The 25,982-nt window shown below is 46.6% G+C and carries 23 protein-coding genes; 18 read left to right on the top strand and 5 right to left on the bottom strand.

What is annotated here, in order from left to right; translation table 11 throughout:
- The first annotated feature begins 73 nt into the window (after positions 1 to 73).
- Positions 74 to 1,285: an acetate kinase gene (locus KNQ08_RS08685; RefSeq protein WP_023469051.1), complete on the top strand. Its 1,212-nt coding sequence runs from the start codon at positions 74 to 76 to the stop codon at positions 1,283 to 1,285.
- A gap of 304 nt (positions 1,286 to 1,589) precedes the next feature.
- Positions 1,590 to 2,195: a 3D domain-containing protein gene (locus KNQ08_RS08680; RefSeq protein ID WP_050678579.1), complete on the top strand. Its 606-nt coding sequence runs from the start codon at positions 1,590 to 1,592 to the stop codon at positions 2,193 to 2,195.
- 108 nt (positions 2,196 to 2,303) lie between these two features.
- On the opposite strand, the gene KNQ08_RS08675 is transcribed toward KNQ08_RS08680, so the two are convergent.
- The gene (locus KNQ08_RS08675; RefSeq protein WP_029342342.1) at positions 2,304 to 2,741 is read right to left on the bottom strand and encodes a universal stress protein; all 438 of its coding nucleotides are present in this window, start codon (positions 2,739 to 2,741) and stop codon (positions 2,304 to 2,306) included.
- A 154-nt stretch (positions 2,742 to 2,895) separates the two neighbouring features.
- Between KNQ08_RS08675 and KNQ08_RS08670 the strand changes: the two genes are divergently transcribed.
- Positions 2,896 to 3,621, top strand: a complete 726-nt coding sequence (locus KNQ08_RS08670; RefSeq protein WP_214805272.1) for an SDR family oxidoreductase — start codon at positions 2,896 to 2,898, stop codon at positions 3,619 to 3,621.
- 429 nt (positions 3,622 to 4,050) lie between these two features.
- Here the strand turns inward: KNQ08_RS08670 and KNQ08_RS08665 are convergent, their stop codons facing one another.
- Positions 4,051 to 5,154, bottom strand: a complete 1,104-nt coding sequence (locus KNQ08_RS08665) for a M24 family metallopeptidase (protein ID WP_149427715.1) — start codon at positions 5,152 to 5,154, stop codon at positions 4,051 to 4,053.
- A 155-nt stretch (positions 5,155 to 5,309) separates the two neighbouring features.
- Between KNQ08_RS08665 and KNQ08_RS08660 the strand changes: the two genes are divergently transcribed.
- Positions 5,310 to 6,620, top strand: coding sequence for a DRTGG domain-containing protein (locus tag KNQ08_RS08660; RefSeq protein WP_023469046.1), 1,311 nt, complete (start codon positions 5,310 to 5,312; stop codon positions 6,618 to 6,620).
- A gap of 51 nt (positions 6,621 to 6,671) precedes the next feature.
- Here KNQ08_RS08660 and KNQ08_RS08655 read toward each other — a convergent pair whose 3' ends face one another.
- Positions 6,672 to 6,980 carry a YtpI family protein gene (locus KNQ08_RS08655; protein ID WP_023469045.1) on the bottom strand — a complete coding sequence of 103 codons (309 nt, stop codon included), beginning with the start codon at positions 6,978 to 6,980 and terminating at the stop codon, positions 6,672 to 6,674.
- 63 nt (positions 6,981 to 7,043) lie between these two features.
- On the opposite strand from KNQ08_RS08655, the gene KNQ08_RS08650 reads away from it, so the two are divergent.
- Complete coding sequence (locus KNQ08_RS08650) at positions 7,044 to 7,979, top strand: DHH family phosphoesterase (RefSeq protein ID WP_214723794.1); 936 nt, start codon at positions 7,044 to 7,046, stop codon at positions 7,977 to 7,979.
- A 65-nt stretch (positions 7,980 to 8,044) separates the two neighbouring features.
- Here KNQ08_RS08650 and KNQ08_RS08645 read toward each other — a convergent pair whose 3' ends face one another.
- Positions 8,045 to 8,239: a YtzJ family protein gene (locus tag KNQ08_RS08645; RefSeq protein ID WP_023469043.1), complete on the bottom strand. Its 195-nt coding sequence runs from the start codon at positions 8,237 to 8,239 to the stop codon at positions 8,045 to 8,047.
- Between the two features lie 146 nt (positions 8,240 to 8,385).
- On the opposite strand from KNQ08_RS08645, the gene dnaE reads away from it, so the two are divergent.
- The 11 genes from dnaE (at position 8,386) to KNQ08_RS08590 (ending at position 22,666) form a co-directional block, all read left to right on the top strand.
- Positions 8,386 to 11,547, top strand: a complete 3,162-nt coding sequence (gene dnaE, locus KNQ08_RS08640) for a DNA polymerase III subunit alpha (protein ID WP_214805271.1) — start codon at positions 8,386 to 8,388, stop codon at positions 11,545 to 11,547.
- Positions 11,548 to 11,649: 102 nt separating this feature from the next.
- Positions 11,650 to 12,168 (top strand): FadR/GntR family transcriptional regulator, encoded by a 519-nt coding sequence (locus KNQ08_RS08635; protein WP_050677654.1) that lies wholly within the window; start codon positions 11,650 to 11,652, stop codon positions 12,166 to 12,168.
- Between the two features lie 21 nt (positions 12,169 to 12,189).
- Positions 12,190 to 13,050, top strand: coding sequence for an acetyl-CoA carboxylase, carboxyltransferase subunit beta (accD, locus tag KNQ08_RS08630; RefSeq protein WP_023469040.1), 861 nt, complete (start codon positions 12,190 to 12,192; stop codon positions 13,048 to 13,050).
- On the top strand, positions 13,037 to 13,972 hold the full coding sequence (gene accA / locus KNQ08_RS08625) for an acetyl-CoA carboxylase carboxyl transferase subunit alpha (RefSeq protein WP_214805269.1): 936 nt from the start codon (positions 13,037 to 13,039) through the stop codon (positions 13,970 to 13,972). The genes accD and accA overlap by 14 nt, the downstream gene beginning before the upstream one ends.
- Before the next feature lie 147 nt (positions 13,973 to 14,119).
- Positions 14,120 to 15,088 (top strand): 6-phosphofructokinase, encoded by a 969-nt coding sequence (gene pfkA, locus KNQ08_RS08620; RefSeq protein ID WP_029342336.1) that lies wholly within the window; start codon positions 14,120 to 14,122, stop codon positions 15,086 to 15,088.
- 65 nt (positions 15,089 to 15,153) lie between these two features.
- Entirely contained in the window at positions 15,154 to 16,902 is a 1,749-nt protein-coding gene (gene pyk / locus KNQ08_RS08615; protein ID WP_050677653.1) for a pyruvate kinase, read from the top strand.
- A gap of 59 nt (positions 16,903 to 16,961) precedes the next feature.
- The gene (locus KNQ08_RS08610; RefSeq protein ID WP_023469036.1) at positions 16,962 to 17,432 is read left to right on the top strand and encodes a DUF441 domain-containing protein; all 471 of its coding nucleotides are present in this window, start codon (positions 16,962 to 16,964) and stop codon (positions 17,430 to 17,432) included.
- Between the two features lie 218 nt (positions 17,433 to 17,650).
- Entirely contained in the window at positions 17,651 to 18,763 is a 1,113-nt protein-coding gene (citZ, locus tag KNQ08_RS08605; RefSeq protein ID WP_053454034.1) for a citrate synthase, read from the top strand.
- A gap of 71 nt (positions 18,764 to 18,834) precedes the next feature.
- Positions 18,835 to 20,109, top strand: a complete 1,275-nt coding sequence (icd, locus tag KNQ08_RS08600; protein WP_149427711.1) for an NADP-dependent isocitrate dehydrogenase — start codon at positions 18,835 to 18,837, stop codon at positions 20,107 to 20,109.
- Between the two features lie 22 nt (positions 20,110 to 20,131).
- Complete coding sequence (mdh, locus tag KNQ08_RS08595) at positions 20,132 to 21,070, top strand: malate dehydrogenase (protein ID WP_214805267.1); 939 nt, start codon at positions 20,132 to 20,134, stop codon at positions 21,068 to 21,070.
- 456 nt (positions 21,071 to 21,526) lie between these two features.
- Positions 21,527 to 22,666, top strand: coding sequence for a zinc-dependent alcohol dehydrogenase (locus KNQ08_RS08590; RefSeq protein WP_035396552.1), 1,140 nt, complete (start codon positions 21,527 to 21,529; stop codon positions 22,664 to 22,666).
- Positions 22,667 to 22,725: 59 nt separating this feature from the next.
- Here KNQ08_RS08590 and KNQ08_RS08585 read toward each other — a convergent pair whose 3' ends face one another.
- The gene (locus KNQ08_RS08585) at positions 22,726 to 23,151 is read right to left on the bottom strand and encodes a divergent PAP2 family protein (RefSeq protein WP_133207611.1); all 426 of its coding nucleotides are present in this window, start codon (positions 23,149 to 23,151) and stop codon (positions 22,726 to 22,728) included.
- Positions 23,152 to 23,362: 211 nt separating this feature from the next.
- Between KNQ08_RS08585 and KNQ08_RS08580 the strand changes: the two genes are divergently transcribed.
- Complete coding sequence (locus tag KNQ08_RS08580; RefSeq protein ID WP_371743236.1) at positions 23,363 to 24,082, top strand: response regulator; 720 nt, start codon at positions 23,363 to 23,365, stop codon at positions 24,080 to 24,082.
- A complete protein-coding gene (gene pnpS / locus KNQ08_RS08575) occupies positions 24,079 to 25,812 on the top strand; it encodes a two-component system histidine kinase PnpS (RefSeq protein WP_050677648.1) in 1,734 nt (577 codons plus the stop codon). Before KNQ08_RS08580 ends, pnpS begins: the two co-directional genes overlap by 4 nt.
- Positions 25,813 to 25,982 lie beyond the last annotated feature (170 nt).

The raw sequence follows: 25,982 nt of genomic DNA, 5'->3' as shown, positions 1-25,982 counted from the left end.
GTAGAACAGAAATAGAAGAAAACCTAAACAGATGTGAATGTTCATTGGATTCAAATGGAAAAGGGGAAAAATCATGGCAAAAATTATGGCGGTAAACGCAGGTAGTTCGTCTTTGAAGTTCCAATTGCTCGAAATGCCGAACGAAACGATGATCGCAGTCGGACTCGTTGAACGCGTCGGTAAAGACGATGCAATCTTTACGATTAAATATGGTGAAGGACAAAAGTATACAGATGTCCTCCCACTTGCAACACATAAAGAAGCAGTCGAGTTGTCACTCGAAAAATTAATGGAGTTCGGAATCATCTCGTCTTACGATGAGATTAAAGGTGTTGGACACCGTGTGCTTCATGGTAAAGAAAAATATGCAGACTCTGTATTGATTACAGATGAAGTTATGCACGATATCGAGTCTTACACAGAGCTCGGACCACTTCACATTCCACCAAACTTGATCGGAATCCGGGCATTCCAAGCATTGCTTCCGGAAGTACCACAAGTGGCAGTCTTCGATACGGCGTTCCACCAAACTATGCCAGAAGAAAACTTCCTTTACAGCTTGCCGTATGATTACTATACAGAATACGGTATCCGTAAATATGGTTTCCACGGTACGAGCCACAAATACGTTACGGAACGTGCATCTGAATTACTCGGTCGTCCGTTAAAAGACCTCCGTTTGATCTCGTGTCACTTAGGTAGCGGAGCATCGATCGCAGCAGTTTCGGGTGGCGAATCAATCGATACGACGATGGGCTTCACACCGCTTGAAGGGATCACGATGGGAACACGTTCTGGTTCACTTGACCCAGCGTTGATTCCATTCTTGATGGAGAAAACAGGGAAAACAGCAGAAGACGTCTTGAACGTCATGAACAAAGAGTCTGGAATCTACGGTCTTTCAGGTCTTTCAAGTGACTTGCGTGATGTCCAGACAGCTGCTAAAGAAGGGAACCATCGTTCAGAGATGGCACTCCGTATCTTTGCGAACCGTATCCACGGTTACATCGGGCAATACGCTGCTGAGATGAATGGTGTCGATGCGATCATCTTCACAGCCGGCGTCGGAGAAAACTCAGATTCAATCCGTGAGCGTGTTTTACGTGGTCTTGAATTCATGGGCGTTTACTGGGATCCATCACTCAACAACGGAGCTCGTGGAGAAGAACTCTTTATTAACTACCCACACTCACCAGTTAAAGTCATCATCATTCCAACGAATGAGGAATTGATGATTGCACGCGACACGGTTCGTGTTGGTGGATTAGTTGCTCAAAACGCATAATCATTTCAAAAGGACTGAGTCGTTATTCCAACGATTCAGTCCTTTTTTTGATGAAATCTACGAAAGAAAATATACGAACGTACGATCTATTGTTACGTTGTTTGTCATATAACGAAAAATGAATCGTCATCTTTGTAAAAATAAACCCGAAAAAGGTCGATTTCTTAAAAAAATGATTCGTTTGTAACATAAAAGTAATAGTACAGACATATTTTTGTGGTCTATATGTAACGGCACTCCTTCGTTTTGTCATGTATATTAATCTCAGTTAACAAACACGAAACAATGATGGAGGAGAAAATACATGATGAAACGGATGCTCGCAAGTGTTTTAACGGTCGTGTTAGCACTCAGTTCGTTCGCAGGTCTTCAAGCAGAGGCTGCAACTAAGAAAAGCGTCAAGTCAACAGTCGATAGCCTAGTCATTCGTCAGAAAGCTACTACTTCTTCGAAAAAGCTCGGTCTTCTATATAAGAACCAAACGTTATCGTACAAAGCAAAAACAGGTAACTGGTATAAAGTAAGTTACAAAGGCAAAACAGCTTACCTTAGCGCAAGCTACTCGAAAGTCGTGACGTCAAGCAGCTCGAAAAAACAATCGACAGGTGGTTGGAAAACAATCACGAACGTAAGCGCAACAGCTTACACACCGTATGATCCAGGTAGTGGTAATCTGACAGCAATCGGTTGGAACATTAAAAGCTCGAAAAAGAAAGTCGTAGCGGTTGATCCACGTGTCATTCCACTTCGTTCGACAGTGAAAGTGTATTACAAGGGGAAATTAAAAGGGACGTATACAGCTGCTGATACTGGCGGTGCCATCAAAGGGAAGAAGATGGATATCCTTTACTACTCTCGTTCAGAAGCATTCAACTGGGGTCGTCGTACGGTTACAGTAAAATACAAATGATTTTAAACCATCGGACATTGGTTCGATGGTTTTTTTATTTAAATAGGTCGTCAAAAAGCCTTTCTTCCTTTGAAATGAAGGAAGAAAGGCTTTTTGTAGAAGAGTGATTCATAAACGGACGATCAAGACGTCGCATTTTGCGTAACGCGTAATGCTTTCAGAGACACTACCGATGAAGAAACGCTCGACAGCGTTTAAACCAGTTGCGCCACAGATGATTAAATCGGCATCGTGATTAGGGGCAAGCTTTTTAGCGATCGTTACTTTCGGTGAGCCGTATTCAATCGCTACTTCGACTTCCTGTACACCGCGATCTTGAGCGGTCTTGACGTATTCGTCTAGCAATTCCTTCGCGTAAGATTCGGCACGTTCCGTGATGGTGCGGTCATAGGCTTCTACTGTTGCGAATGTCCGTGTATCAATGACGTGTGCGATGATCAATTTTGCATCATTTCGCAATGAAACATCGATTGCCGTCTCGAAGGCACGTTCTGCCTCTTTTGAGCCATCTACTGCTACGAGTACATTATGATAGACGATTGCCATGATGAATCCATCCCTTCGTAATCGATATGATGAGTACACCCTAATTATACCATTCTCTTACTAGGAGCGGATGAAACATTCAGTGAGTTCTAAAAATTGTCCTTCCTTTCCGTTCCGTCGTAAGATGGAGTCAGTGAAAGGGGGCGATGCCAAGATGAGGCACGCGTTAATTACAGCAGGTACAAAAGGACTGGGAGAACGAGTGACGCGCCAGTTACTGGAAGAAGGTTGGAAAGTGACGGCGTTTCATCGTTCCGAACCCGAATTTACACATCCGAATCTCATGACGATTCAAGCGGATGTGACGAATCAAGAAGAATTGGAACGCGCAACCCAACAAGCAATCAACGATCATGGTCGGATTGATGCGTTGATACTTAATGCAGGACCTTATATATTCGAACGAAAAGCGTTAGTGGAGTACACCGATCAGGAATGGAATGAAGTGATCACCGGAAATCTGACAGCTAGTTTTTGGCTGTTACGTCAAGTATTACCCGTCATGCGTAAGCAAGCCTATGGTCGAATCATTACGTACGGTTTCCCGGAGAGTGCAACAGCGCCGGGATGGGTATGCCGGGCGGCGTTCGCTGCTGCTAAAAGCGGGATGGTGAGTTTGACGAAGAGTGTAGCGCTTGAAGAAGCGGAACACGGCATCACGGTCAACATGGTCAACCCGGGAAACATCGTCGGTGACAATAAGACGAAGCAAATTTCTGAAGCGGAGCAAGATGAGGCGACGCCGGTCGGAAGAACGGGTGTCGGAGAAGATATCGCTCGCGCGATCTCCTTCTTGTTGGCAGAAGAATCAAGTATGATTACGGGAGCAATCCTCGATGTGACAGGTGGCGTCAATGTCGTCCATCAATCCCGTAAATAAGCAAAAACATCTAATCCAAGCAATGGATTAGATGTTTGAGACTGAAGATAAGGTGCAATTTTTCTCTAACGAGAAGGATTGCGCTTTTTTTGTTCGTCTCGAATCGTTTTCCTGGGACAAGCATCGCTCCGCTGCAGGGTCGCTCTTGCTTGTTTTTCCCTAGGAAGCGATGTCGAGTGAACAAAACGCTCCTCAAATCCTTCGGTATAAAAAGAATGACGCGTCACACGCCACTCCTACAGGAAAAAGCGCAATTTTGCGCTGTCAGAGACAAACAAGACCCGTTTTCCTGCTTGAATGAAGCGGGAAAACTGGCTTGTGTCTCGCTTGAGGAAAGGGCGTGAAAAGACGAGACATTTTTTTAGTCAGCCATTTTGTCTATAATCAGAAACACCTAATCCAAGAGATGGATTAGGTGTTTGTCTTGAGTTAAGATGACGGAATGGATTGAAGATGTTTTGGTGTGCGAGTTAACGCAACTGGACCTTCCGCAGTGAGATGAATATCATCCTCGATACGGACGCCACCGACACCTGGAACATAAATGCCTGGTTCGAGTGTGTAGACGATACCAGCTTCAGCCGTCAGTAGATTGTTTGACGCGAGAGACGGGAATTCATGAACCTCGATTCCGAGTCCGTGCCCGACACGGTGCGTGAAGTACTGTCCGTAGCCAGCGTTTGTAATAACGTCACGGGCTGCCTTATCTAATGAACCGAGTGTCGTGCCGATCTGACTCGCTTCTGTCGCGGCTTCAAGTGCTTGGCGAACCGTTTCATAGATCTTTTTCTGTTCTTCGTTCGCTTCGCCATAAATGAAGGTCCGTGTAATATCGGAACAGTAGCCTTTCCAAACGACGCCGAGGTCGAATAAGACGAAGTCGCCTTCTTGGATGACACGGTCGCCGGGTACACCGTGCGGATCAGCACTGTTTGCACCAAATAAAACAAGCGTATCAAATGACATCTCGCGGACACCTTTTTTCTTCATTTCATATTCGATTTCTGCAATGACTTCGATTTCCGTGATCCCTGGGCGGATCGCTTGTTTACCGATTTCGATTGCTTCGTCCGCAAGTGCGGCTGCTTCTTGAAGAATAGCGATTTCTTCCGGTGTTTTCTTCAGACGAAGCGCTTGTAAAGACTCACCGATATCAAGAATGGCTGCGTTCTCGAGACGTGAGCTTAGTTCCTGATAGCGACTGAACGTCATGTGTTCCCCTTCGATACCGATTCGGTTATTCGAGTGCTCGAATGTCGCGAATAATTCTGCTAATCGATCAAACGGGTTTTCGTGATCCTCATACGTCACGACGTCTCCTTCCCAAGGACTCGCTGCAACGATACTTGCTTCGAGTGCCGGACAGAATAATACATGTTTGCCGGTTACATCGACGAGGACCGCCATGACACGTTCGTGGGGTTCAGCGTAGACTCCTGAGAAATAAAAGACATTTGCCTTCGAAGTGACGACGGCTAAGTCAATTCCTTGTTCTTTCAGGAATTCACTGATTTGGTTCGTACGTTCGCTCATATATGATTCCACCTCTCTACTCATTTTCTACATAAGTATATCATCGTCCGGTTCGAAAAACATTTATCGTAAATCAGACTAGTACACGTTTTCATCTTTAGAGTAGTACAGTATAATGACAGGAGAGTAGAAAAAAGGAAAAGAAGGGATACAGTATGCCTACGAAACACGAACAGATCATTCGACATATCGAAGATCTTGATGTCGGAACAAAGATTTCCGTCCGACAAATCGCGAAGGATTTGACCGTATCCGAGGGGACGGCTTATCGCGCCATCAAGGAAGCAGAAAATTTAGGGTTCGTCTCGACGATTGAGCGAGTCGGAACGATACGGATTAAAAAGAAACAAAAAGAAAATATCGAGAAGCTGACATTCGCGGAAGTCGTGAACATCGTTGACGGTCAGGTGCTCGGTGGTCGAAATGGATTACACAAGACGCTGACGAAATTCGTCATTGGCGCAATGAAGCTCGAAGCCATGATGCGCTATATCGATGTCGATAGTCTCGTCATCATCGGAAACCGCGAAAAAGCACATGAACTCGTGCTTGAAGCAGGAGCTGCTGTATTGATTACCGGTGGCTTTGATACGACGGAGGATGCAAAACGATTAGCGGATGAGATGGAGTTGCCGATCATTTCGACGTCCTACGATACGTTCACGGTTGCGACGATGATCAACCGTGCGATTTATGATCGATTGATCAAAAAGGAGATTTTACTCGTTTCGGATATTTTAATTCCGTTGCATGATACGTTCTATTTACAGACGACGGATCCGATTTCACGCTGGCACGAGTTGAATGAGCAGACGAAACACAACCGTTATCCCGTCATCGATGAACAAATGAAGGTCGTCGGTGTCGTGACAGCGAAGGACATCATTGACCGTCCGCATGATTGGGCTGTTGAAAAAGTCATGACCCGTCATCCGATCACGGTGGGTATTCGAACGAGTGTCACGAATTCTGCGCATCAGATGGTCTGGGAAGGAATCGAGATGTTACCGGTCATCGACCAGTACGGTCGATTGCTCGGGATCATTAGCCGTCAAGACGTCCTCAAGGCACTGCAACTCGCGAATCGTCAGCCACAAGTCGGAGAGACGTTCGACGATCTAATTACAGGACAGATCAAGGCGGCAGAGGACGAACGGGGACCGTACTTATCGCTTGAGGTCTCGCCGCAAATGACGAACTTCATGGGGACTGCTTCGAGTGGGGTGTTGACGACGCTTCTAGTCGAAGGAGCGACGCGAATGTTGCGCCATATGAAAAAAGGTGACCTTGTCATCGAGAACGTCAGCATCTATTTCATTAAACCTGTTCAAATCGAGAGCACGGTAACGATCCGGGCGAATGTCTTTGACGTCGGTCGAAAATTCGGGAAAGTCGATGTCGAGATGTATCAAGGCACACAAATCGTTGCGAAGGCACTCGTGACATCCCAACTCATCGATCGTTAAATGAATCAAAAAGAACCGAAGTCAATGGACTTCGGTTCCTCTGAATCTAGCTCAGGATTGCTCCATCTCGCGGACGACATACGGATAAATCTTTTTGTAACGGATGAATCCGGCGATGAATGAAGCAACACCGACGATGATTAAAATGGAACAAACGATTTTCCCAACGAGTGTCGTTAATCCGTTTCCGGAAACGAACTGGTTGACGGCGAATAGGATGACGAACAAGCTCAACCAAATGCTCGCTTGCGTATTGAACAAGTATTTTCGGTTCGTGCTTTTCGTATGGAACGCGCGGCGTTTTGCTAACAAATACCCACCAAGCGAGAAAACGATGAGGGCGATGAGGATGAATTGCATGTTAAAAGGACCTCCTTTTTGTCTTCATCTCATATCATATCAAGATTAGAGGAGCTGTGCACAGTGAAAGAGCAAATCAAACAAATGATTGAAGCGGCAGATACGATCATCATTCATCGTCATGAACGTCCAGATCCCGATGCACTCGGTAGTCAATTCGGTTTGCAATTGACGTTACAATATCAATTCCCTAGCAAAACGGTATTAACGGCCGGAGAGATGGCGACATCATTGTCATTCATGGGAGAGCTCGATCAAGTAGACGATGAATTATACAAAGAGGCGTTAGTCGTGATTCTGGATACAGCGAATCAAGCGCGGATTGACGGGAAGGTTGCGATGACAGGAAAAGACGTCATTAAAATCGACCATCATCCGGATGAAGATCCATACGCACCAGTGCAACTCGTCGATACGACGATGAGTTCGACATCGGAATTGCTCGTTCATTTATTGAACGAATGGGGATACGAGATTCCAACATCAGCTGCCATTCAATTCTACGCTGGGATCGTCGGTGACACAGGACGTTTCCAATTCCGTGGTACGACGAAACGAACATTTGAAGTCGCTGCGCAATTGATTGATGCAGGAATCGATACGGACTGGTTGTATCGCAATATGTACGAAACAGAACTTGCAGCGCTTCATTTACAAGGATATGTCCTTCAACATATTCAATTGACGGATCAAGGTGTCGGTTATGTCGTATTGACACAAGATACGTTGAAGCAGTTCGGGGCGACGGTTGAGCAAGCATCGTTGCTCGTCAATAGTTTTGCCGGTTTAAAAGGCATGAAGTGTTGGGCATTGTTCCTTGAAACGGACACGGAGGTTCGCGTCCGGATTCGTTCGAAGGGTCCCGTCATCAATGAAGTAGCAAAAGAATTCAATGGTGGTGGACATCCGATGGCGTCTGGTGCAACGATTGGACAGTTGAGTGAGGTCGAACGTGTCATCCGTCGTCTGGACGAGGTCGCTGCTAACTTCCAGTTTTAAATGGAAAAAGGCTGCTCGGTCTCACTCCTCTCATTGAGGAAGCGAAGCGAACAGCCTTTTTACGCTTATTGCGTTTTTGTTTCGTCTTGCGGAATGAACCAAACGCCACGATCTGTGTGATCTTCAATGACATTCAGTTGAAGTTCAGCGACAGATTTGCGAATCTTCTCAGCGATTTCTTCCGTTTCAGTAAAAGCGGTAACACCGAGCTTTAATTGTTCGACTTTTTCACGTGCGATTTGACTGCGATTCAAAATCATGAGAAACGCTCCTTCCGTACCCGTCATGATATTTCTATACTTATTGTATCGAATAATAAATCAGATGGCGAGTACTTGAGTCAGTTAGATATGAATGTTCTGAAAACTTTTAAAAACATCCATCAGAAGAGAAAGGAGAATGGAAGATGCATATAAATGTTCGAACGCAGTTTAGTCCATTGCAGAGTTTAGTTCGAATCGAGCCCTATCTCGATGAACTAGTCCGTCGACACATCGGACGAGCGGTCATCTGTGAAACGACATTGACAGGAGTTCCCGCATTCATCGATGCATGTCAGCGTCGAAATATGCAACCGATCGTCGGATGGGAGCAGCGAATCGAAGAAGAAGAATTTTGTATCTTATGGTTTGCTTTTTCTTCTGATGGACTGCGTCAACTGTATCGACTAGCCAGTCAACAAGAGGAGACTGAAGTTTCATCACTGATCGCGGTGCTCGTGCCACTGCGTCAAGCCTCTGAAGATGCGACGCGTCTACGTCGTTCCTTCGTTCAATGGATGGGACACGTTCAAGGAGCGCGTACATATATGGGCGTGACCTCTAGTCGCTCAACGGTCGAACGAGAGAGTCGTGCGCGTTACCGCGAAGTAGCAGCAGCGCTTGGTGTTGAGACCATCCCAGTCGATCCTGTTCGTTACATTCGTCGAGATGAAGCGTCAGCGTATCAAGCAATACGTGCGATTGGTGAGGCGACGACGTTCCAAGACCAAAAGACAGATCGTCTGATGCATTTAAAGACCCGGGAAGAGTTACTCGAAGACTTTACCGAGCGAGAAATTACGATGGCGGAGCAGTTTGCTACGACATCTGAACGCTTGGAATTACCGTTTCAACAACGTCCACTGCCACGTATCACGGAAGACTCGAATGCGTTATTACGAAAACGTGCTGAGGAAGGGTTACTGGCACATGGTCATGAAAGTAACGAAGCGCGGGAACGTCTCGCTTATGAACTATCAGTCATCGATAAGACGGGATTTGCTGATTACTTCTTAATCGTTGAAGAACTCGTACGTAGTGCAAAAGCGAAAGGCATTTTCGTTGGACCTGGTCGAGGCTCAGCAGCTGGATCACTTGTCAGCTATGCGCTTGGGATCACGACGGTGGATCCATTGAAATATGGATTACTATTCGAACGATTCTTGAACCCTGAGCGGATTTCCATGCCGGATATCGATATCGATATCGAAGATGAACGACGCGAAGAAGTATTAGAGGATCTCGTGATGCGTTACGGAAAAGATCACGTTGCTCAAATCGGTACATTGTCGACGCTCGGTGCCAAAGCCGCTTTGCGAGACGTCGGACGGACGCTAGAGTTTTCGAAGGATGAGTTAGATGCTGCGGTCAAACAGCTTGGAAAATCAACGATGTTACAAGGGATTGAACAAAACAAACAGACATATCGCTGGTTCTCTGGAAGCGAAAAGCGCCGGCAACTGTTGCAACTAGCGCAAGCGGTCGAGGGTCTCCCGCGACAACGTTCGGTTCACGCGGCCGGTGTCGTCATTGGATCTGAACAGCTCGTCGAGACGACACCCGTTGAAACGGGACCAAATGAACGCTATGTGACGCAGTTTTTGATGCAGGCATTGGAACGTCAAGGATTGTTGAAAATTGACTTGTTAGGATTACGAAATCTCAGTCGTTTGCGTCGGATGGAAGAATTGATTCGACGAGAACAGCCATCCTTTACGCTCACGCAAATTCCAGAAGAAGACCGCGCGACATTCCAAGTCTTTGCCCGCGCCGAGACGGATGATATTTTCCAATTCGAGTCGACAGGTATGAAACAGACGTTGCGCGAAGTCAAACCGAATCGGTTCGAAGATTTGGTGGCAACGATGTCACTCTATCGTCCGGGACCAATGAAATTCATTGATCTGTACGCGAAACGAAAAGCTGGTCAACCTTATCAGATGTTGCATCCCGTATTAGAAGACGTACTTGCACCAACGTATGGCATCATCGTCTATCAGGAACAAGTCATGGAAATCACCCGTCGAGTAGCTGGATTTACACTCGCACAAGCAGATTTATTACGACGTGCGATTTCTAAAAAAAGTACGGATTCGCTCGAACAGGAACGGGTTCGTTTTCTTAAAGGAGCAAAGTCGAATGGATTCGATGATGCGATCGCACAATCACTCTATGAACAAATTGAGCGATTCGCTGGGTATGGATTCAACCGAAGCCATGCGGTCGCCTATTCAAAGATTAGTTATGCCCTCGGGTACATCAAAGCGCATTTCCCGCACATTTTCTTGCTCGTCTCGGTCGAACAGCCGGAGCGTCTCGTCCGATTGATGCGCGAACGACGTCTCCCTGTCCACTCGCCGGATGTCTGGATTTCCGATTACCGTTCTTCACTAGAAGGCAAAGGGATTCGACTCGGTATCCATGTGATTAAAGGTATTTCCGAGCGAGAGTTCGAGCGTGTAAAGGAAGCATCGAAGCACACGGCGACGATTGCTGATCTGTTAACCCACATCGGATGGGGCAAGAAGGAGCGCGCGAAAATTGAATTGTTACTCTACAGTGGTGCGCTAGACCGAGCGACGCACGGCGATCGCGGACTCGCCGAACAAGAGGTACTCGAGTATTTCACCGAGTCATCGAATACATTACTTCCGGACGAACTGGCAACCCTCGGGAAACGCCGGACACAGAAGTCATCGAAACGAAGTGATTCCGACTGGGCACGATTAGAACGGGAAGCGCTTGGATTCTGGTTGACGTATTCTCCGTTGACGACAGCAATGAAAGCTCCGGTTGAATCTGCTTATTTCCATGACCTTGGCGTCGGTTCGGAAACACACTATTTAGTCTGTTATATTGATCAGATCCGAGAGTTCAAGACGAAACGCGGTCAAACGATGGCGGTCATTCAGGCAGTCGATGGGTATTCGAATGAAGAGGTCGTCGTCTTCCCGAATCAATATGAACGATTCCGTCGATCACTTTATTTAGGGAACGTCTTATTGATTGAATTAAAGGTGCAGGATCGCGAAGGGGAGCGTCAGTTCATTTTGGAACGTCTTCGGCCGCTTGGACAAGATGTGCTATTCGTCAAGTTAACATCGAAAAATGAGCTGGCCGCACTTGAACAGTTGCTTGAAGCGGCACCAGGCGATATTCCAGTCGTCGTCCGCTACGCGGATTCACGTGAGACGAAATCATTACCGCCGCTTTATGCAGTTCAGCATGATGAGGAATTACTAGCTCGGCTACGTATTCGGTTTGGCGAGGATCATGTCGTCCTGAAAAATGTCCCCCGCTCAAACTAGTACTAGGTAATAAGATTTGTTATAATAAGGGGTAATTGGTCTGACCAATGCCACCGATTGAAGCAACCGACTGAAGGGTCAGAAAGGTGGTGCCGTATCGATATGGAGAAGAAACGAAATGCGTTTGAAGCCAATATCGCGGCGATTAAATTGATGATCGAACAAGATGGATTAGTTCCAGGAGACCGTATTCCATCGGAACGGGAACTGGCAGAACGACTATCCATCAGTCGACCGTCCGTACGAGAAGCATTACGGACGCTCGCTTATTTAGGGATCGTCGAGACACGACATGGAGGCGGAAGCTTTCTATTGAACCGTGACGATCATACCTATATTCAAATCATCGCTCAATTCTTAGTGACTGGCGATTCGAAGTTCGAAGACTTGGCAGGAACGCTCCGCTTGCTTGAGCAAGCAGCGCTCGCGCAGCTGGATGACCTTTCGGTGCTTGCACCAGTCGTATCATCCGATGCAGCGTTTCGTGAGACGTTGATTCAGACGGTCGATAACGATTTGTTTGAACGAATCTGGCGACAAGTCAATGCCTTCCATAAAAGCTTCGGTCAAGGGGAACTCTATACGCAGGCGGAACGGGAACAACTCTTGAACCGCCCATAGGATGACAAGGGGGAACTGAACGTGCAAGCATTTTTTCGAAAACCTAAAAAGTTCGTCACGCTGACTTCGAAGGAGCAGCGTGTCGATGTGCCAGTTGGCCTAATGACGAAGTGTCCGAAATGTAAATTAATCCAATATACGAAACAACTGGAGGCGAACTTACGTGTCTGTTCATGTGGGTATCATCACCCGTTGACCGCGCAAGAACGTTTTACGCAATTATTCGATGAAGGTTCGGTGACGTATTTCGACTTACCGGCAGTTCAAGCGGATCCGCTTGGATTCCAGGATTACCCGGAAAAATTAAAGGGCGACCAAGTCAGAACGGGTCTTGAGGAAGCGATCGTCTGTGGCGTCGGGAATGTGAATGGTCACCCACTCGTCGCTTGTGTCATGGATGCACGATTCCGGATGGGTTCGATGGGTGCAGCGGTTGGTGCTGCGATTTCTGAAGCGGTTCGTTACGCAACGAAACATCGTCTACCTGTCACGATTTTCTCCGCTTCAGGTGGAGCACGGATGCAAGAGGGAATGGTTAGTCTCATGCAGATGGCGAAATCGAGTCTCTTCTTAAAACAGCATTCAGATGCTGGACTACTTTATATTTCTTGTATGACTCATCCGACGACCGGCGGGGTATCAGCAAGTTTTGCGATGCTCGGTGACTTTAACATCGCTGAACCGGGGGCGTTGATCGGATTTGCAGGTCGACGGATCATCGAACAGACGATACGTGAAAAACTACCGGAAGATTTCCAAACAGCAGAATTCTTATTACAAGCAGGTCAACTGGACGATGTCGTATCACGACATGATCTGAAAACGTACTATACGCGAATCTTAAAGCTACATGCGGAGGGAACGAACCATGCAACCATTTGACCAACCAGTCATCGCGTTACGCGAAAAAATTCTTGAGCTCCATGATATGGCGGAAACACAAGGACTAGACTTCAAGGAAGAACTTCAACTTCTTGAAGAACGCCTTCATCGGTTAGAACTCGATATTTACGGGAATATGAAAGCGTGGAATCGCGTTCAATTGGCACGTCATCCAGAACGTCCAACGACACTCGATTACATTGAATCCATTTGTGAAGATTTCATCGAACTGCACGGCGATCGTCATGGATATGATGATGCGGCAATCGTCGGTGGAATCGGAATACTGAATGGTCGTCCGGTGACGATCATCGGTCATCAACGCGGAAAAGATACAAAAGAAAACATTCGTCGTAATTTCGGGATGCCACATCCGGAAGGGTATCGAAAAGCACTACGTCTCATGCAACAAGCGGAGAAATTCAATCGACCGATCATTACGTTCATCGACACGAAAGGGGCTTACCCAGGACGTGCAGCAGAAGAACGTGGTCAGAGTGAGGCCATCGCGAAAAACCTGTTTGAGATGGCTGGTATGACGGTTCCAATCATCTCAATCGTCATCGGTGAAGGTGGATCAGGTGGTGCTTTAGGAATCGGAGTGTGTGACCAACTCTTGATGCTCGAGAATTCAACGTATTCGGTCATCTCTCCTGAAGGTGCTGCAGCATTGTTGTGGAAAGATGCAAGTCTTGCGGAGAAAGCGGCAGAATCGATGAAGATCACAGCACCTGATTTATTACGACTCGGGATCGCTGATGCCATCATTCCAGAAGTCGTCGGAGGCGCACATCTCGATGTGTCATTACAGGCGGATAAATTAAAAACTGTATTGGTACAGAAGCTCGAATCATTGGTTCACCTGACCAAGGAAGAGCTCATTGATCAGCGGACCGAAAAATATCACCAAATTGGCACATAAGCACCATGTAATCGCTATCATGATTGATATTCCTCATTTCCGGAATCGGTAATGAAAAAACAAGTGAAAGTTTATGCAATCTGCCCTGTTGTAAAACAAGAAAACAACGTGCTATTTTAGATTCAGATTAATGGAGAGGTGATTAACGTGAGTTTAAAACGGATTGCTGTCTTAACGAGTGGCGGCGATGCACCAGGTATGAATGCCGCGGTGCGTGCTGTCACGCGTAAAGCGATTTTTCATGGCTTAGAAGTATTTGGTGTTTATAACGGCTATCAAGGATTAATCAACGGGGACATCGTCCAGTTGAACCTTGGGTCAGTCGGTGACATCATTCAACGAGGCGGAACGTTCCTACGTTCAGCACGTTGCCCTGAGTTCCGTACAGAAGAAGGACGAGCAAAAGCGGTCGTCAATCTTAAGAAATTTGAAATTGATGCACTCGTCGTCGTAGGCGGAGACGGGTCGTATCGTGGTGCCCAAAAATTGACGGGACTTGGCTTCCCGACAATTGGACTTCCAGGTACGATCGATAACGATATTCCTGGAACGGACTATACGATCGGTTTTGATACAGCGCTCAACACGGCGCTTGAAGCGATCGATAAAATCCGTGATACGGCATCGTCGCATGAGCGGACGTATGTCATTGAAGTCATGGGACGCGATGCGGGTGATATCGCATTATATGCAGGACTTGCTGGTGGAGCAGAATCGATTCTTGTTCCTGAGCGTCCTGAAGATTTAAAAGAAGTCCTCGATCGCATTCAAAGTGGTGTCAATCGCGGTAAGAAACACTCAATCGTCATCGTCGCTGAAGGTGCAGGTCGTGCTCAGGACGTTGGAGACGCTATCGCAAAAGAAACAGGTCTCGATACACGCGTCACGGTTCTTGGTCACGTTCAACGTGGTGGAGCACCAACGGCAGCGGACCGTGTACTTGCAAGTCGGATGGGGGCGCATGCCATCGAAATCCTACTTCAAGGAAAACAAGGACGTGTCGTAGGTGTACGTGGTGGTAAGATGATCGATCTCGATATCGATGAGGCACTCGACGAAAATAAACATGAGCTGGATCTTGATATTCTCGAGCTTTCAAAACAGCTTTCGATTTAACGAACGTCGATAGGATTGGAATGGACAAGAGAACTTGGCCAAACACCGTAGGAGGTTTATGGAATATGCGTAGAACTAAAATTGTATGTACGATTGGACCGGCGTCAGAAAAACGTCTTCCAGAAATGATTGAAGCAGGTATGAACGTCGCTCGTTTGAACTTCTCACACGGCGATTATGAAGAACACGGTGCACGTATCACGGATATCCGTCGTGCAGCGAAAGAAGCAAACAAAATCGTTACGATTCTTCTTGATACGAAAGGACCAGAAATCCGTACACATTCGTTTGAAGAAGGAAAAGCGCTTCTCGAACGTGGTCAAGAAGTCATCATCGTTAGCGGAGACGCAAACGAAATCGTCGGAACGAAAGATAAATTCTCTGTCACGTATGAAGGACTCTATGATGACGTCGAAGTTGGTTCGATGATCATGCTTGATGACGGTCTCATCGGTCTTCGTGTCACTGAAAAACTTCCGAACCGTGAGCTTCGTTGTTCAATCGAAAACGAAGGCGTCATCAAGACGAAAAAAGGCGTTAACTTGCCAAACGTGAAGGTTAACCTTCCTGCTTTGACAGAAAAAGATATTGCGGATATCGAGTTCGGTATCAAGAGCGATATCGATTTGATCGCGGCATCTTTCGTGCGCCGTGCGTCAGACGTCGTTGCGATTCGTCAATTGCTTGAGAAAAACAACGCGAGCCACATCAAAATCTTCCCGAAAATCGAGAACCAAGAAGGTGTCGATAACATCGAAGAAATCCTTGCGATTTCGGACGGTTTGATGGTAGCGCGTGGTGACCTCGGTATCGAGATTCCAACGGAAGAAGTCACGCCAACTCAAAAAGACTTGATCAAGCTTTGTAACGACTTCGGTAAACCAGTCATTACAGCAACACAAATGCTTGACTCGATGCAACGTTTCCCACGTCCAACACGTGCTGAAGCATCAGACGTCGCGAACGCGATTCTTGATGGTACGGATGCAATCATGCTTTCAGGTGAGACAGCAGCAGGGGACTACCCAATCGAATCTGTCCAAATGATGCATTCGATCGCAAAACGTACAGAAAAAATGCTCGACTACAAGCTCTTGTTGAAAGATCGTCAGACACGTAGTGAGCACACAGTGACGGATGCAATCGCTCAAGCGGTTACGCACACTGCGATCAACTTGGACGCAAAAGCAATCTTGACACCGACACAATCGGGTTACACGGCTGCACGTATCTCGAAATACCGTCCAGAGCCAAACATCGTCGCTGTTACACCAAGCGCACGTGTCGCACGTCAGTTGAACATCGTATGGGGCGTGTACCCAATCGTCGTTGATCATCTTTCAGACAACACGGATGACATGTTGACACTTGCTGCGGACACAGCAAAAGACGCTGGTTTCGTCACAGACGGTGATCTCGTCGTCATCTCAGCTGGTATCCCTGCTTTGACTGCTGGTACAACGAACATGTTGAAAATCCACATCGTCGGTAAAGAGATCGCAAACGGTCGTGGGATCGGTGAGCGTGGAGTCGTTGGCGAAGTCGTCATCGCAAACAATGCTGAAGAAGCAAACTCTAAAGCGAAGCCAGGCATGATCCTCGTTACGAACTCAACTGATCGTGACATGATGCCTGCAATCGAGATGGCTGCAGCGATGATCACAGTTGATGGCGGATTGACAAGCCATGCTGGAATCGTTGGACCATCACTCGGTAAACCAGTCATCGTTGGTGTCGAAGATGCATTGACAGTCTTCAAAGACGGTCAAATGATCTCAATCGATCCATTGACAGGTAAACTATATAACGCATAATCCATTCATGACGGACGTGACTTAGGTCATGTCCGTCTTTTTTTGTATGAGGAGGACGTATGGAAGCTTATCTTTTTTTGATTGCCCTCGTCTTCATCGGGGTCATCGCACAAAATAAATCATTAATCATTGCTGCAGCCTTCCTGCTGATCATCAAGGCAATCGGGCTGGATGGTAGACTGTTTCCGTCCTTGCAGGCAAAAGGAATCACGTGGGGCGTCACATTGATCACGGCAGCGATCCTCGTACCGATTGCAGCAGGGGATATCGGATTTAAGGAGTTGCTCCAAAGTATTCGGGGACATATCGGCATCATCTCATTTTTATCAGGAATTTTTGTTGCAATCGTCGCGGCACACGGTGTTGGACTGATGAAAGAAGATCCACTCGTGACGACAGCCTTGCTAGCTGGAACGATTCTTGCAGTAGGACTTTTCCGTGGGGTACCGGTCGGACCATTGATTGGTGCTGGAATCGCGGCGCTCGTCATTGGAATGTGGGATGTCATCGCAAAAGCGTTCACAGGATGAGCCGAATCAGCAAAGTAACTGAATTAATTTTTTGATAATAGTATGCAAGTTCATTCACTTTTTGGGTATTTTTGTTTATACTAAGAACAGAAACAAGATGGTCTATTCAAGAGTACAGCGCTACAAGCATGGGGAACGACTCTTGAGTGGACGTCTTTTTTTCAATACGGAAATGAAAGCGTTTTAAATTTCTGGGGAAAAAAAGGGGGATTATTGTCATGACGCAAACTAAAGGTTTAGAAGGAATCGTCGCGACTTCATCGAAAATCAGTTCGATCATCGATGGTCAATTGACGTATGGCGGTTATACGATTGATGATTTGGCGGAGCACGCCTCATTTGAGGAAGTCGTCTTCTTGTTGTGGAACGACCGTCTACCAAAAGAAGAGGAATTGAAGCAACTATCGGAAGCACTTATTTCCGAAGCAACGGTTGCGACTGCCGTTCTTGAAACGATGAAGGCAGCACCGAAGTCCGCGAATGCGATGGCGACGATTCGAACAGCGCTCTCTCAACTCGCGCTTTACGATGAGACATCGGAAGATATGTCGACTGAGGCGAATTACGCTAAAGCCATCAAATTACAGGCACAAATCGCAACACTCGTCACAGCTTACGCTCGTATCAAAAAAGGACAAGAGCCGATCGCACCTAAAACAGGTCTTTCATACGCAGGAAATTTCTTGTTCATGTTGACTGGTGAAGAGCCAACGGAAGTTGCAGAAAAAGCCTTTAACCAAGCGCTCGTTCTTCACGCTGACCACGAGTTGAACGCTTCGACGTTCACAGCACGCGTGTGTGTCGCGACACTCTCTGACGTCTACTCAGGTGTGACGGCAGCGATGGGCGCATTAAAAGGACCACTTCACGGTGGCGCGAACGAAGCCGTCATGAAGATGTTGTTAGAAATTGATTCGGTTGAAAAGGTTGACGAGTATGTTCATAATAAACTTGAGAACAAGCAAAAAATCATGGGCTTCGGTCACCGTGTCTACAAGGACGGCGACCCACGTGCGAAGCACCTTCAAGAAATGAGTCGTCAGCTGACTGCTCAAATCGGGGAGCCGAAATGGTATGAGATGTCAGTTAAGATCGACGAAATCGTCCAATCGGAAAAAGGATTGAAACCAAATGTTGATTTCTATTCTGCTTCTACGTACCATGCACTTGGACTTGATACAGAACTATTCACTCCAATCTTTGCAGTAAGTCGGATGTCAGGTTGGTTGGCGCACATTTTAGAGCAGTATAGCGATAACCGTCTGATTCGCCCGCGTGCAGACTACACGGGTGAAACGCACCGGACATACGTGTCCATCGAAGAACGTTAAAAGGACGGGGAGGAGCAATCCTCTCCTGATTTTTGATGTAGATTACAATTACTTAAGGGGGATTTTTAGACATGGCTACACTTCAAGGCGAAAACATCACAGTAACTAACGGTACACTTCAAGTTCCAAACGCTCCAATCATTCCGTTCATCATTGGTGACGGAACAGGACCTGACATCTGGAACGCAGCTGTACGTGTGTTTGATGCGGCAGTTGAAAAAGCATACAACGGTGAGAAGAAAATCGAATGGAAAGAAGTCTACGCTGGTGAAAAAGCATTCAACAAAACAGGCAACTGGTTACCAGAAGAGACACTCGATCTCATTCGTGAGCACATCATCGCAATCAAGGGACCACTTACGACACCAGTCGGCGGCGGAATCCGTTCGTTGAACGTTGCTCTACGTCAAGAGCTTGATTTGTACACATGTCTTCGTCCAGTTCGTTACTTCACAGGTGTTCCTTCACCGGTTAAACGCCCAGAAGATACAGACATGGTCATCTTCCGTGAAAATACTGAAGACATCTACGCAGGAATCGAATACGCAGAAGGCAGCGAAGGCGCTGCAAAACTGCTTCAGTTCCTTCAAAACGAAATGGGTGTCAATAAAATCCGCTTCCCTGAGACATCTGGTCTTGGAATCAAACCGATTTCAAAAGAGGGAACAGAACGCCTCGTTCGTGCAGCAATCGAATATGCACTCGAGAACAAACGCGCTTCGTTGACGCTCGTTCATAAAGGAAACATCATGAAGTTCACTGAGGGTGCTTTCAAAAACTGGGGTTATGAGCTTGCTGAGCGTGAATACGCAGAGCACGTCTTCACTTGGAACCAGTATGATCGCATCAAGGAAGAAGAAGGAACAGATGCTGCGAATAAAGCACAAGCAGACGCAGAAGCTGCTGGTAAGTTGATCGTGAAAGACTCAATCGCTGATATCTTCTTACAACAAATCTTGACTCGTCCAAAAGAGTTCGATGTCGTTGCGACAATGAACTTGAACGGTGACTACATCTCGGATGCACTTGCTGCACAAGTCGGTGGTATCGGAATCGCACCTGGAGCAAACATCAACTACATGACAGGTCATGCGATCTTTGAAGCCACTCACGGTACAGCACCGAAATACGCTGGACTTGATAAAGTCAACCCATCGTCTGTCATCTTGTCAGGCGAAATGATGTTCCGTCACCTCGGCTGGAACGAAGCGGCAGATCTCATCATCAAATCGATGGAAACATCGATTGAATCGAAAGTCGTCACATACGACTTCGCACGTCTCATGGATGGTGCGACTGAAGTGAAGTGTTCTGAATTCGCGGACGAACTCATCAAAAACATGTAATCCGATCAGGAGGAATGAGTCGATGAACAGACGGAAGAAGATCGCAGTCATAGGAAGTGGCTTTACGGGCGCAACGACAGCACTCTATCTTGCTCAGCGAGAGCTAGGAGATGTCGTCCTCGTCGACCGACCCGAGCAAGAGAATCCGACGAAAGGAAAGGCGCTCGATATGCAAGAGGCAGCGCCGATCCTCGGGTTTGATACTTCAGTAAAAGGGACATCGAACTATGCCGACATCAACGGTGCGGATATCGTCGTCATCACTGCCGGTATCGCTCGGAAGCCGGGTATGAGCCGCGAGGACCTCGTGAGTACGAATGCTGCCGTCATGACAGCTGTGACGAAGGAAATTGTTGCGCATGCACCGGAATCGATCATCATCGTTTTGACGAATCCTGTCGATGCGATGACGTATACGGTCTATCAAGCATCTGGTTTTCCGAAAGAGCGTGTCATCGGTCAATCCGGTGTCCTCGACACAGCACGCTTCCGGACATTCTTAGCAGAGGAACTGAACGTTTCTGTAAAGGATGTATCGGGATTCGTACTCGGCGGACACGGGGATGACATGGTGCCACTACTGCGCTATTCTCAGGCGGGAGGCATTCCAATCGAGAAACTGATATCCAAGGAGCGGTTAGATGCGATCGTTGACCGAACACGTAAAGGCGGCGGTGAAATCGTTCAGTTACTCGGAAACGGTTCCGCTTACTACGCACCGGCAGCAGCAATTGCTGAGATGGTCGAGGCGATCTTGAAGGACCAGCGACGTATTCTACCTGCCATTGCTTATCTCGAAGGCGAATATGGATATGACGATATGTATTTCGGTGTACCGGTCATTCTTGGCGGAAACGGCGTCGAGCATGTCTATGAACTCGAACTGACGACTGAGGAGCAAGAGGCTTTGAATCGCTCTGCCTCTACAGTCCGCTCTGTACTCGACTTATTAAAATCTTGATTCTAAAAAAAGACGAACTTGTCACTTTCGACAAGCTCGTCTTTTTTCATCTCGTCATAATCGATGGGGAGAAGCATAGTGCGATAACTTGGCATACCAAGGGCAGACCAGTATAAGAAGAAATGTCAGCCAAGGAATCAAGTATCCGATTCGAAGGAAGTAACCTTGGTGTTCCATATGTAGGTGTTGTGAGTTTTGACAATGTGGACAGGGCAGTCCGTGAGCAGACCAGATTAAACGATAGATTGTTCGAGCAGACCAGGATTGACGACAAACGGTGCATCGTGCCACGTGAGTGCCTCCTTTCATTCATAGGTTTATTGTGTAAAGTGTGTTTTTCACAACATACGATACACATAGGCGAAAAGTTCCAATTTTAATAAACATGTAGAAAAGATGATTGTATTAGGGTAAGGACAAAGGTACGTCATTTTATTCCACTAAGGGGGATGCCACATGCGCGCCGTAACGTACCAAGGAGCAAAAGATGTTCAAGTCAAACAAGTCCAGGATCCATCGATTGATAAAAACGATGATATCATCGTCAAAATCACATCGACTGCAATTTGTGGATCAGATTTACACATCTATCAAGGAAATATGCCGGCTCACAAAGATTATGTCATTGGTCATGAACCGATGGGCATCGTTGAAGAGGTTGGACCAGGTGTGACGAAGGTCAAGCGTGGCGACCGCGTCGTGTTACCGTTTAATGTTGCTTGTGGTCACTGTTTCTTTTGTGAACATGATATGGAGAGTCAATGTGATAACTCGAACGGAAATCCCCATGTCGATACAGGTGGGTACTTCGGTTTTACAGAAGAGTTTGGTGGACATCCCGGTGGTCAGGCGGAATATTTAAAAGTTCCGTTCGGGAATTTCATGCCACTCGTGATTCCTGAATCATGCGAATTAGAAGATGAGGCATTATTGTTCTTATCTGACGTTTTACCTACGGCGTATTGGAGTGTCCTGCATGCGGGTGTGAAAAAAGGAGATACGGTCGTCGTACTCGGATCAGGACCAGTTGGACTAATGACACAAAAATTTGCATGGATGCAAGGAGCAAAGCGAGTCATTGCGGTGGATGATCAAGTGTATCGATTAAATCATGCTAAAGTCACGAATAAAGTCGAGACAGTAAATTTCTCGGATCACGCAGAAAGTGGTGCGTATATTAAAGAGCTAACACAAGGTGGAGCAGACGTCGTCATTGATTGCGTCGGTTTTGATGGGAAGATGTCCCCTGTAGAAAAAATTGAACAAAAGATTGGTCTGCAAGGTGGAACGTTGAGTGCCATTGACATTGCAAAGGACGCTGTCCGGAAATTTGGTACTGTGCAGTTGACAGGCGTCTACGCTAAAAAATATAATCAGTTTCCGCTTGGCGATTTCTTTACCCGAAATATTACGCTGAAAATGGGACAAGCACCAGTCGTTCATTTGATGCCGGAACTGTTCCAGAAAATCATCAATCAAGAATTTGATCCGACGGATATCGTGACACACCGAGTGGCACTTGATGATGCTGCTTCTGCCTATCAGACATTTAATGATCGGACAGATGGATGTATCAAGGTCGTCTTGAAACCATAAGCTTTATCATACTCAAACAGCCCATCCGATTTTTGGATGGGCTGTTGTACATCATAGGATTAAAAGAAGAAGACGGGCCACAGAATACCGACGGCTAGTCCGAGTAACAGACCGACGAACACCTGAAATTCGGTATGACCGACGAGCTCATTCAGGAGAGGAGTCTCATGGCGAATTCCTTTGAAATAATCATTGAGTAGTTTTGCCTGAACACCGACTGCTTGTCTGACACCGGTCGCATCATACATGATGATTGTCGCAAAGATGACAGCCAGTGCGAAAATCGAAGACGAGAAGCCCTCCTGAAAACCGATGACAACGGCTAAGGCGACGACAGTCGAACTATGTGAACTAGGCATACCACCGGAAGCAAACATGATTTCCAGGTCGAACTTTCGTGTCCGAACCAAACTCGTGACAAGCTTCGCTGCTTGAGCGATGAACCACGCCGTGATGGCTGCAAAAAGGGGATGGTTCCATTCCATACATTCTACCTCCTACAATTAACGATATGTATTGTTTCCCCATTTTATTAGCTTTTACACGAACGATCTAGTTGGATTCGGCATCTCCTTTAAAGATTGTGTAAAGAAACAGCAGAAAGATTTGTGATTTTCCTGTGAAAGTCGGTAAGATGAAGACAGACGAAGCGGATTCCACGGAATTCCTCATTCGAAAGAACGAAACTTGAGGGGGATGCAAGGTTTGAAAGATAAAATTATCGTGGTAGATGATGAATTGTCGATTGCAACACTATTGAAGTTTAATCTAGAACAGGCTGGTTTCATCGTCGAAACGGCACATGATGGGATGTCAGGTTTAAAATTAGCGGAAAAACAAGATGCCGCACTGATCGTACTGGATCTCATGTTGCCGGAACTCGACGGTCTTGAAGTATGTAAACGGCTACGCCAACAGAAAATCAATACGCCGATCTTGATGCTGACGGCAAAGGATGATGAGTTCGATAAAGTCCTTGGTCTTGAACTCGGTGCGGACGATTATCTGACAAAACCATTTAGCCCACGTGAAGTCGTCGCCCGTGTGAAAGCAATTTTACGACGAATGAGTCATCAGACAACACCTTCGGAAGAAGTGACGGATGGGACGATTATGATTGGTGATGTCAAGATCGTTCCAGATAACTACGAAGCTTTCAAAGCAGAAGAGCGTCTTGAACTGACACCTAAAGAATTCGAATTGCTCGTATATCTTGCTAAAAATAAGGGACGTGTCCTGACACGAGATCAACTGTTATCCGCAATCTGGAACTATGATTTCGTCGGCGATACACGAATCGTGGATGTGCACATTAGTCATGTTCGTGAAAAAATCGAGCCGAATACGAAAAAACCGATTTATATCAAAACGATTCGTGGTCTCGGGTATAAGATGGAGGAGCCGAAACCGGAATGAGTAAGTATCGCAAGCGGTTCATCTTCAAAATGTTTTCGTTCATCAGTCTCGTGCTAATTGCACTCGGTTTCTTACTTGGGCAATCCTTTAAAGAGTTCTATGTCCAAAATGAAAAAGAAAAATTGATGGATGAGACTTCTCTTGTCGAGACAATCTTACAAGGACGCGATGTTTCGGAGATGGCCCAGTACGTAAATCAATTGTACGCTGAATCGAACTTCGACATGATTTTATTCAATGGTCGGGGTGAGATCATTGCTGGTACACCGGTTGATGTGACGAAACTAAAAGTCGCGACTCTTAATTTTTCAGCGATTCCTGATGAGGGGACGTTTGAATCGAAAACAGATGACAGTGTCGTCCAATTCACGAAGCCTGTTCCGACAGCGGACGGTGGCGAGGTGTACGTCAGTTTCATTCGTTACGCAAAAGACTTAAACGTCATTTATTCACGGATTTGGACGGTCATCATCCTTTCTCTAGTTGCGTCGTTATTGGTTATATTCTTGACGATTTATCGATCGACGAAACGATTCCTTCGACCGATCGCGGAGGCAACCGATGTCCTGCACGAACTGTCGCATGGAAATTACAAGTCACGCGTCTATGAGTTGTCGGCACCCGACGAATCACGCGATTTAGGGCGCTCCATCAATCTACTAGCGCGCAATCTCGAGAACGCATCTTCTGGTGAAGCGATGCAACGGGCGCGTCTTGAATCCTTGATCGAGTACATGGGAGCCGGTCTCATGTTGATTGATGAAAAAGGCTATGTCCTGCTCGTCAACCGGACGTATCGGGAAATGTTCAACATTCATGAACCGTCTAGCGGGAAGTTGTACTATCGTGTACTTCCAAACGAAAAGATGAGCCAGGTGATTGAAGATGTCTATCTGACGGAAAAACCAAATCGAAAGCAGTCGAGTGTGCGATTCGGCATCAATAGTCGGACGTTCATGGTCAGTGCCGCTCCGATTTTCGATAAGAACGGTCGCGTGCAGGGAACGACCGTCGTCTTTAACGACATCACGGAAATCAAAAAACTGGAACAAATGCGCAAAGACTTCGTCGCGAATGTCAGCCATGAATTAAAGACACCGTTGACGTCCATCAAAGGGTTTGCGGAAACGTTACTCGATGGTGCGCAAGAGGTTCCGGAAATCCGAGAACAATTTTTACGGATCATTCATGACGAATCGGAACGGATGCAGACATTGGTGGAAGACTTGCTTGAACTCTCTCGTCTAGAACAGGATAATTATCAACTCGAGACAGCAATCGTTGATGTGACAAGTCTCGTTCGGGAAACGGCAGCACTCCTGGACCGACGAGCAACAGAAAAAGAGATGACGATTCATATCGAAACGGAAGAGGAAGTCTTCATTCGGGCAGATTTGAATCGATTGAAACAGGTCGTCGTCAACTTGGTCGCGAATGCGTTGAATTATACGCCAAATGGTGGCAACGTCTGGATTCAGCTCGAGGATGGGGAAGAGTCTGTCCAGCTCATCATCAAAGATGATGGAATTGGCATTCATCCGAAAGAAACCCAACGGATTTTCGAACGTTTCTATCGCGTCGATAAGGCAAGAAGCCGCAATTCTGGGGGAACGGGTCTCGGACTAGCCATCGTCAAACACATCGTCGACCTTCATCATGGTGAAATCGAAGTCGCTTCAGAAGAGCAGAAAGGGACGACATTTACGATTCGTTTACCAAAACATGGCTGAATTTCACAGTGGATTCACATTTCCTTAATAGACACATCTTATGATGAAAGTACCTTCTTCATCATCTGTATGGCGACTGGATCAGCTCCCATGTCGTCATGCCCTTGGCGATTGACTCCCCGTGAGTCAATCGTCTTTTTTTGGTCATTTTTAGCGAACAAATGTGTGTA

This window comes from Exiguobacterium sp. s46 (assembly GCF_018618875.1).
Lineage (GTDB): Bacteria > Bacillota > Bacilli > Exiguobacteriales > Exiguobacteriaceae > Exiguobacterium_A > Exiguobacterium_A abrahamii.
This window is presented reverse-complemented; position numbering and strand designations above follow the sequence as displayed.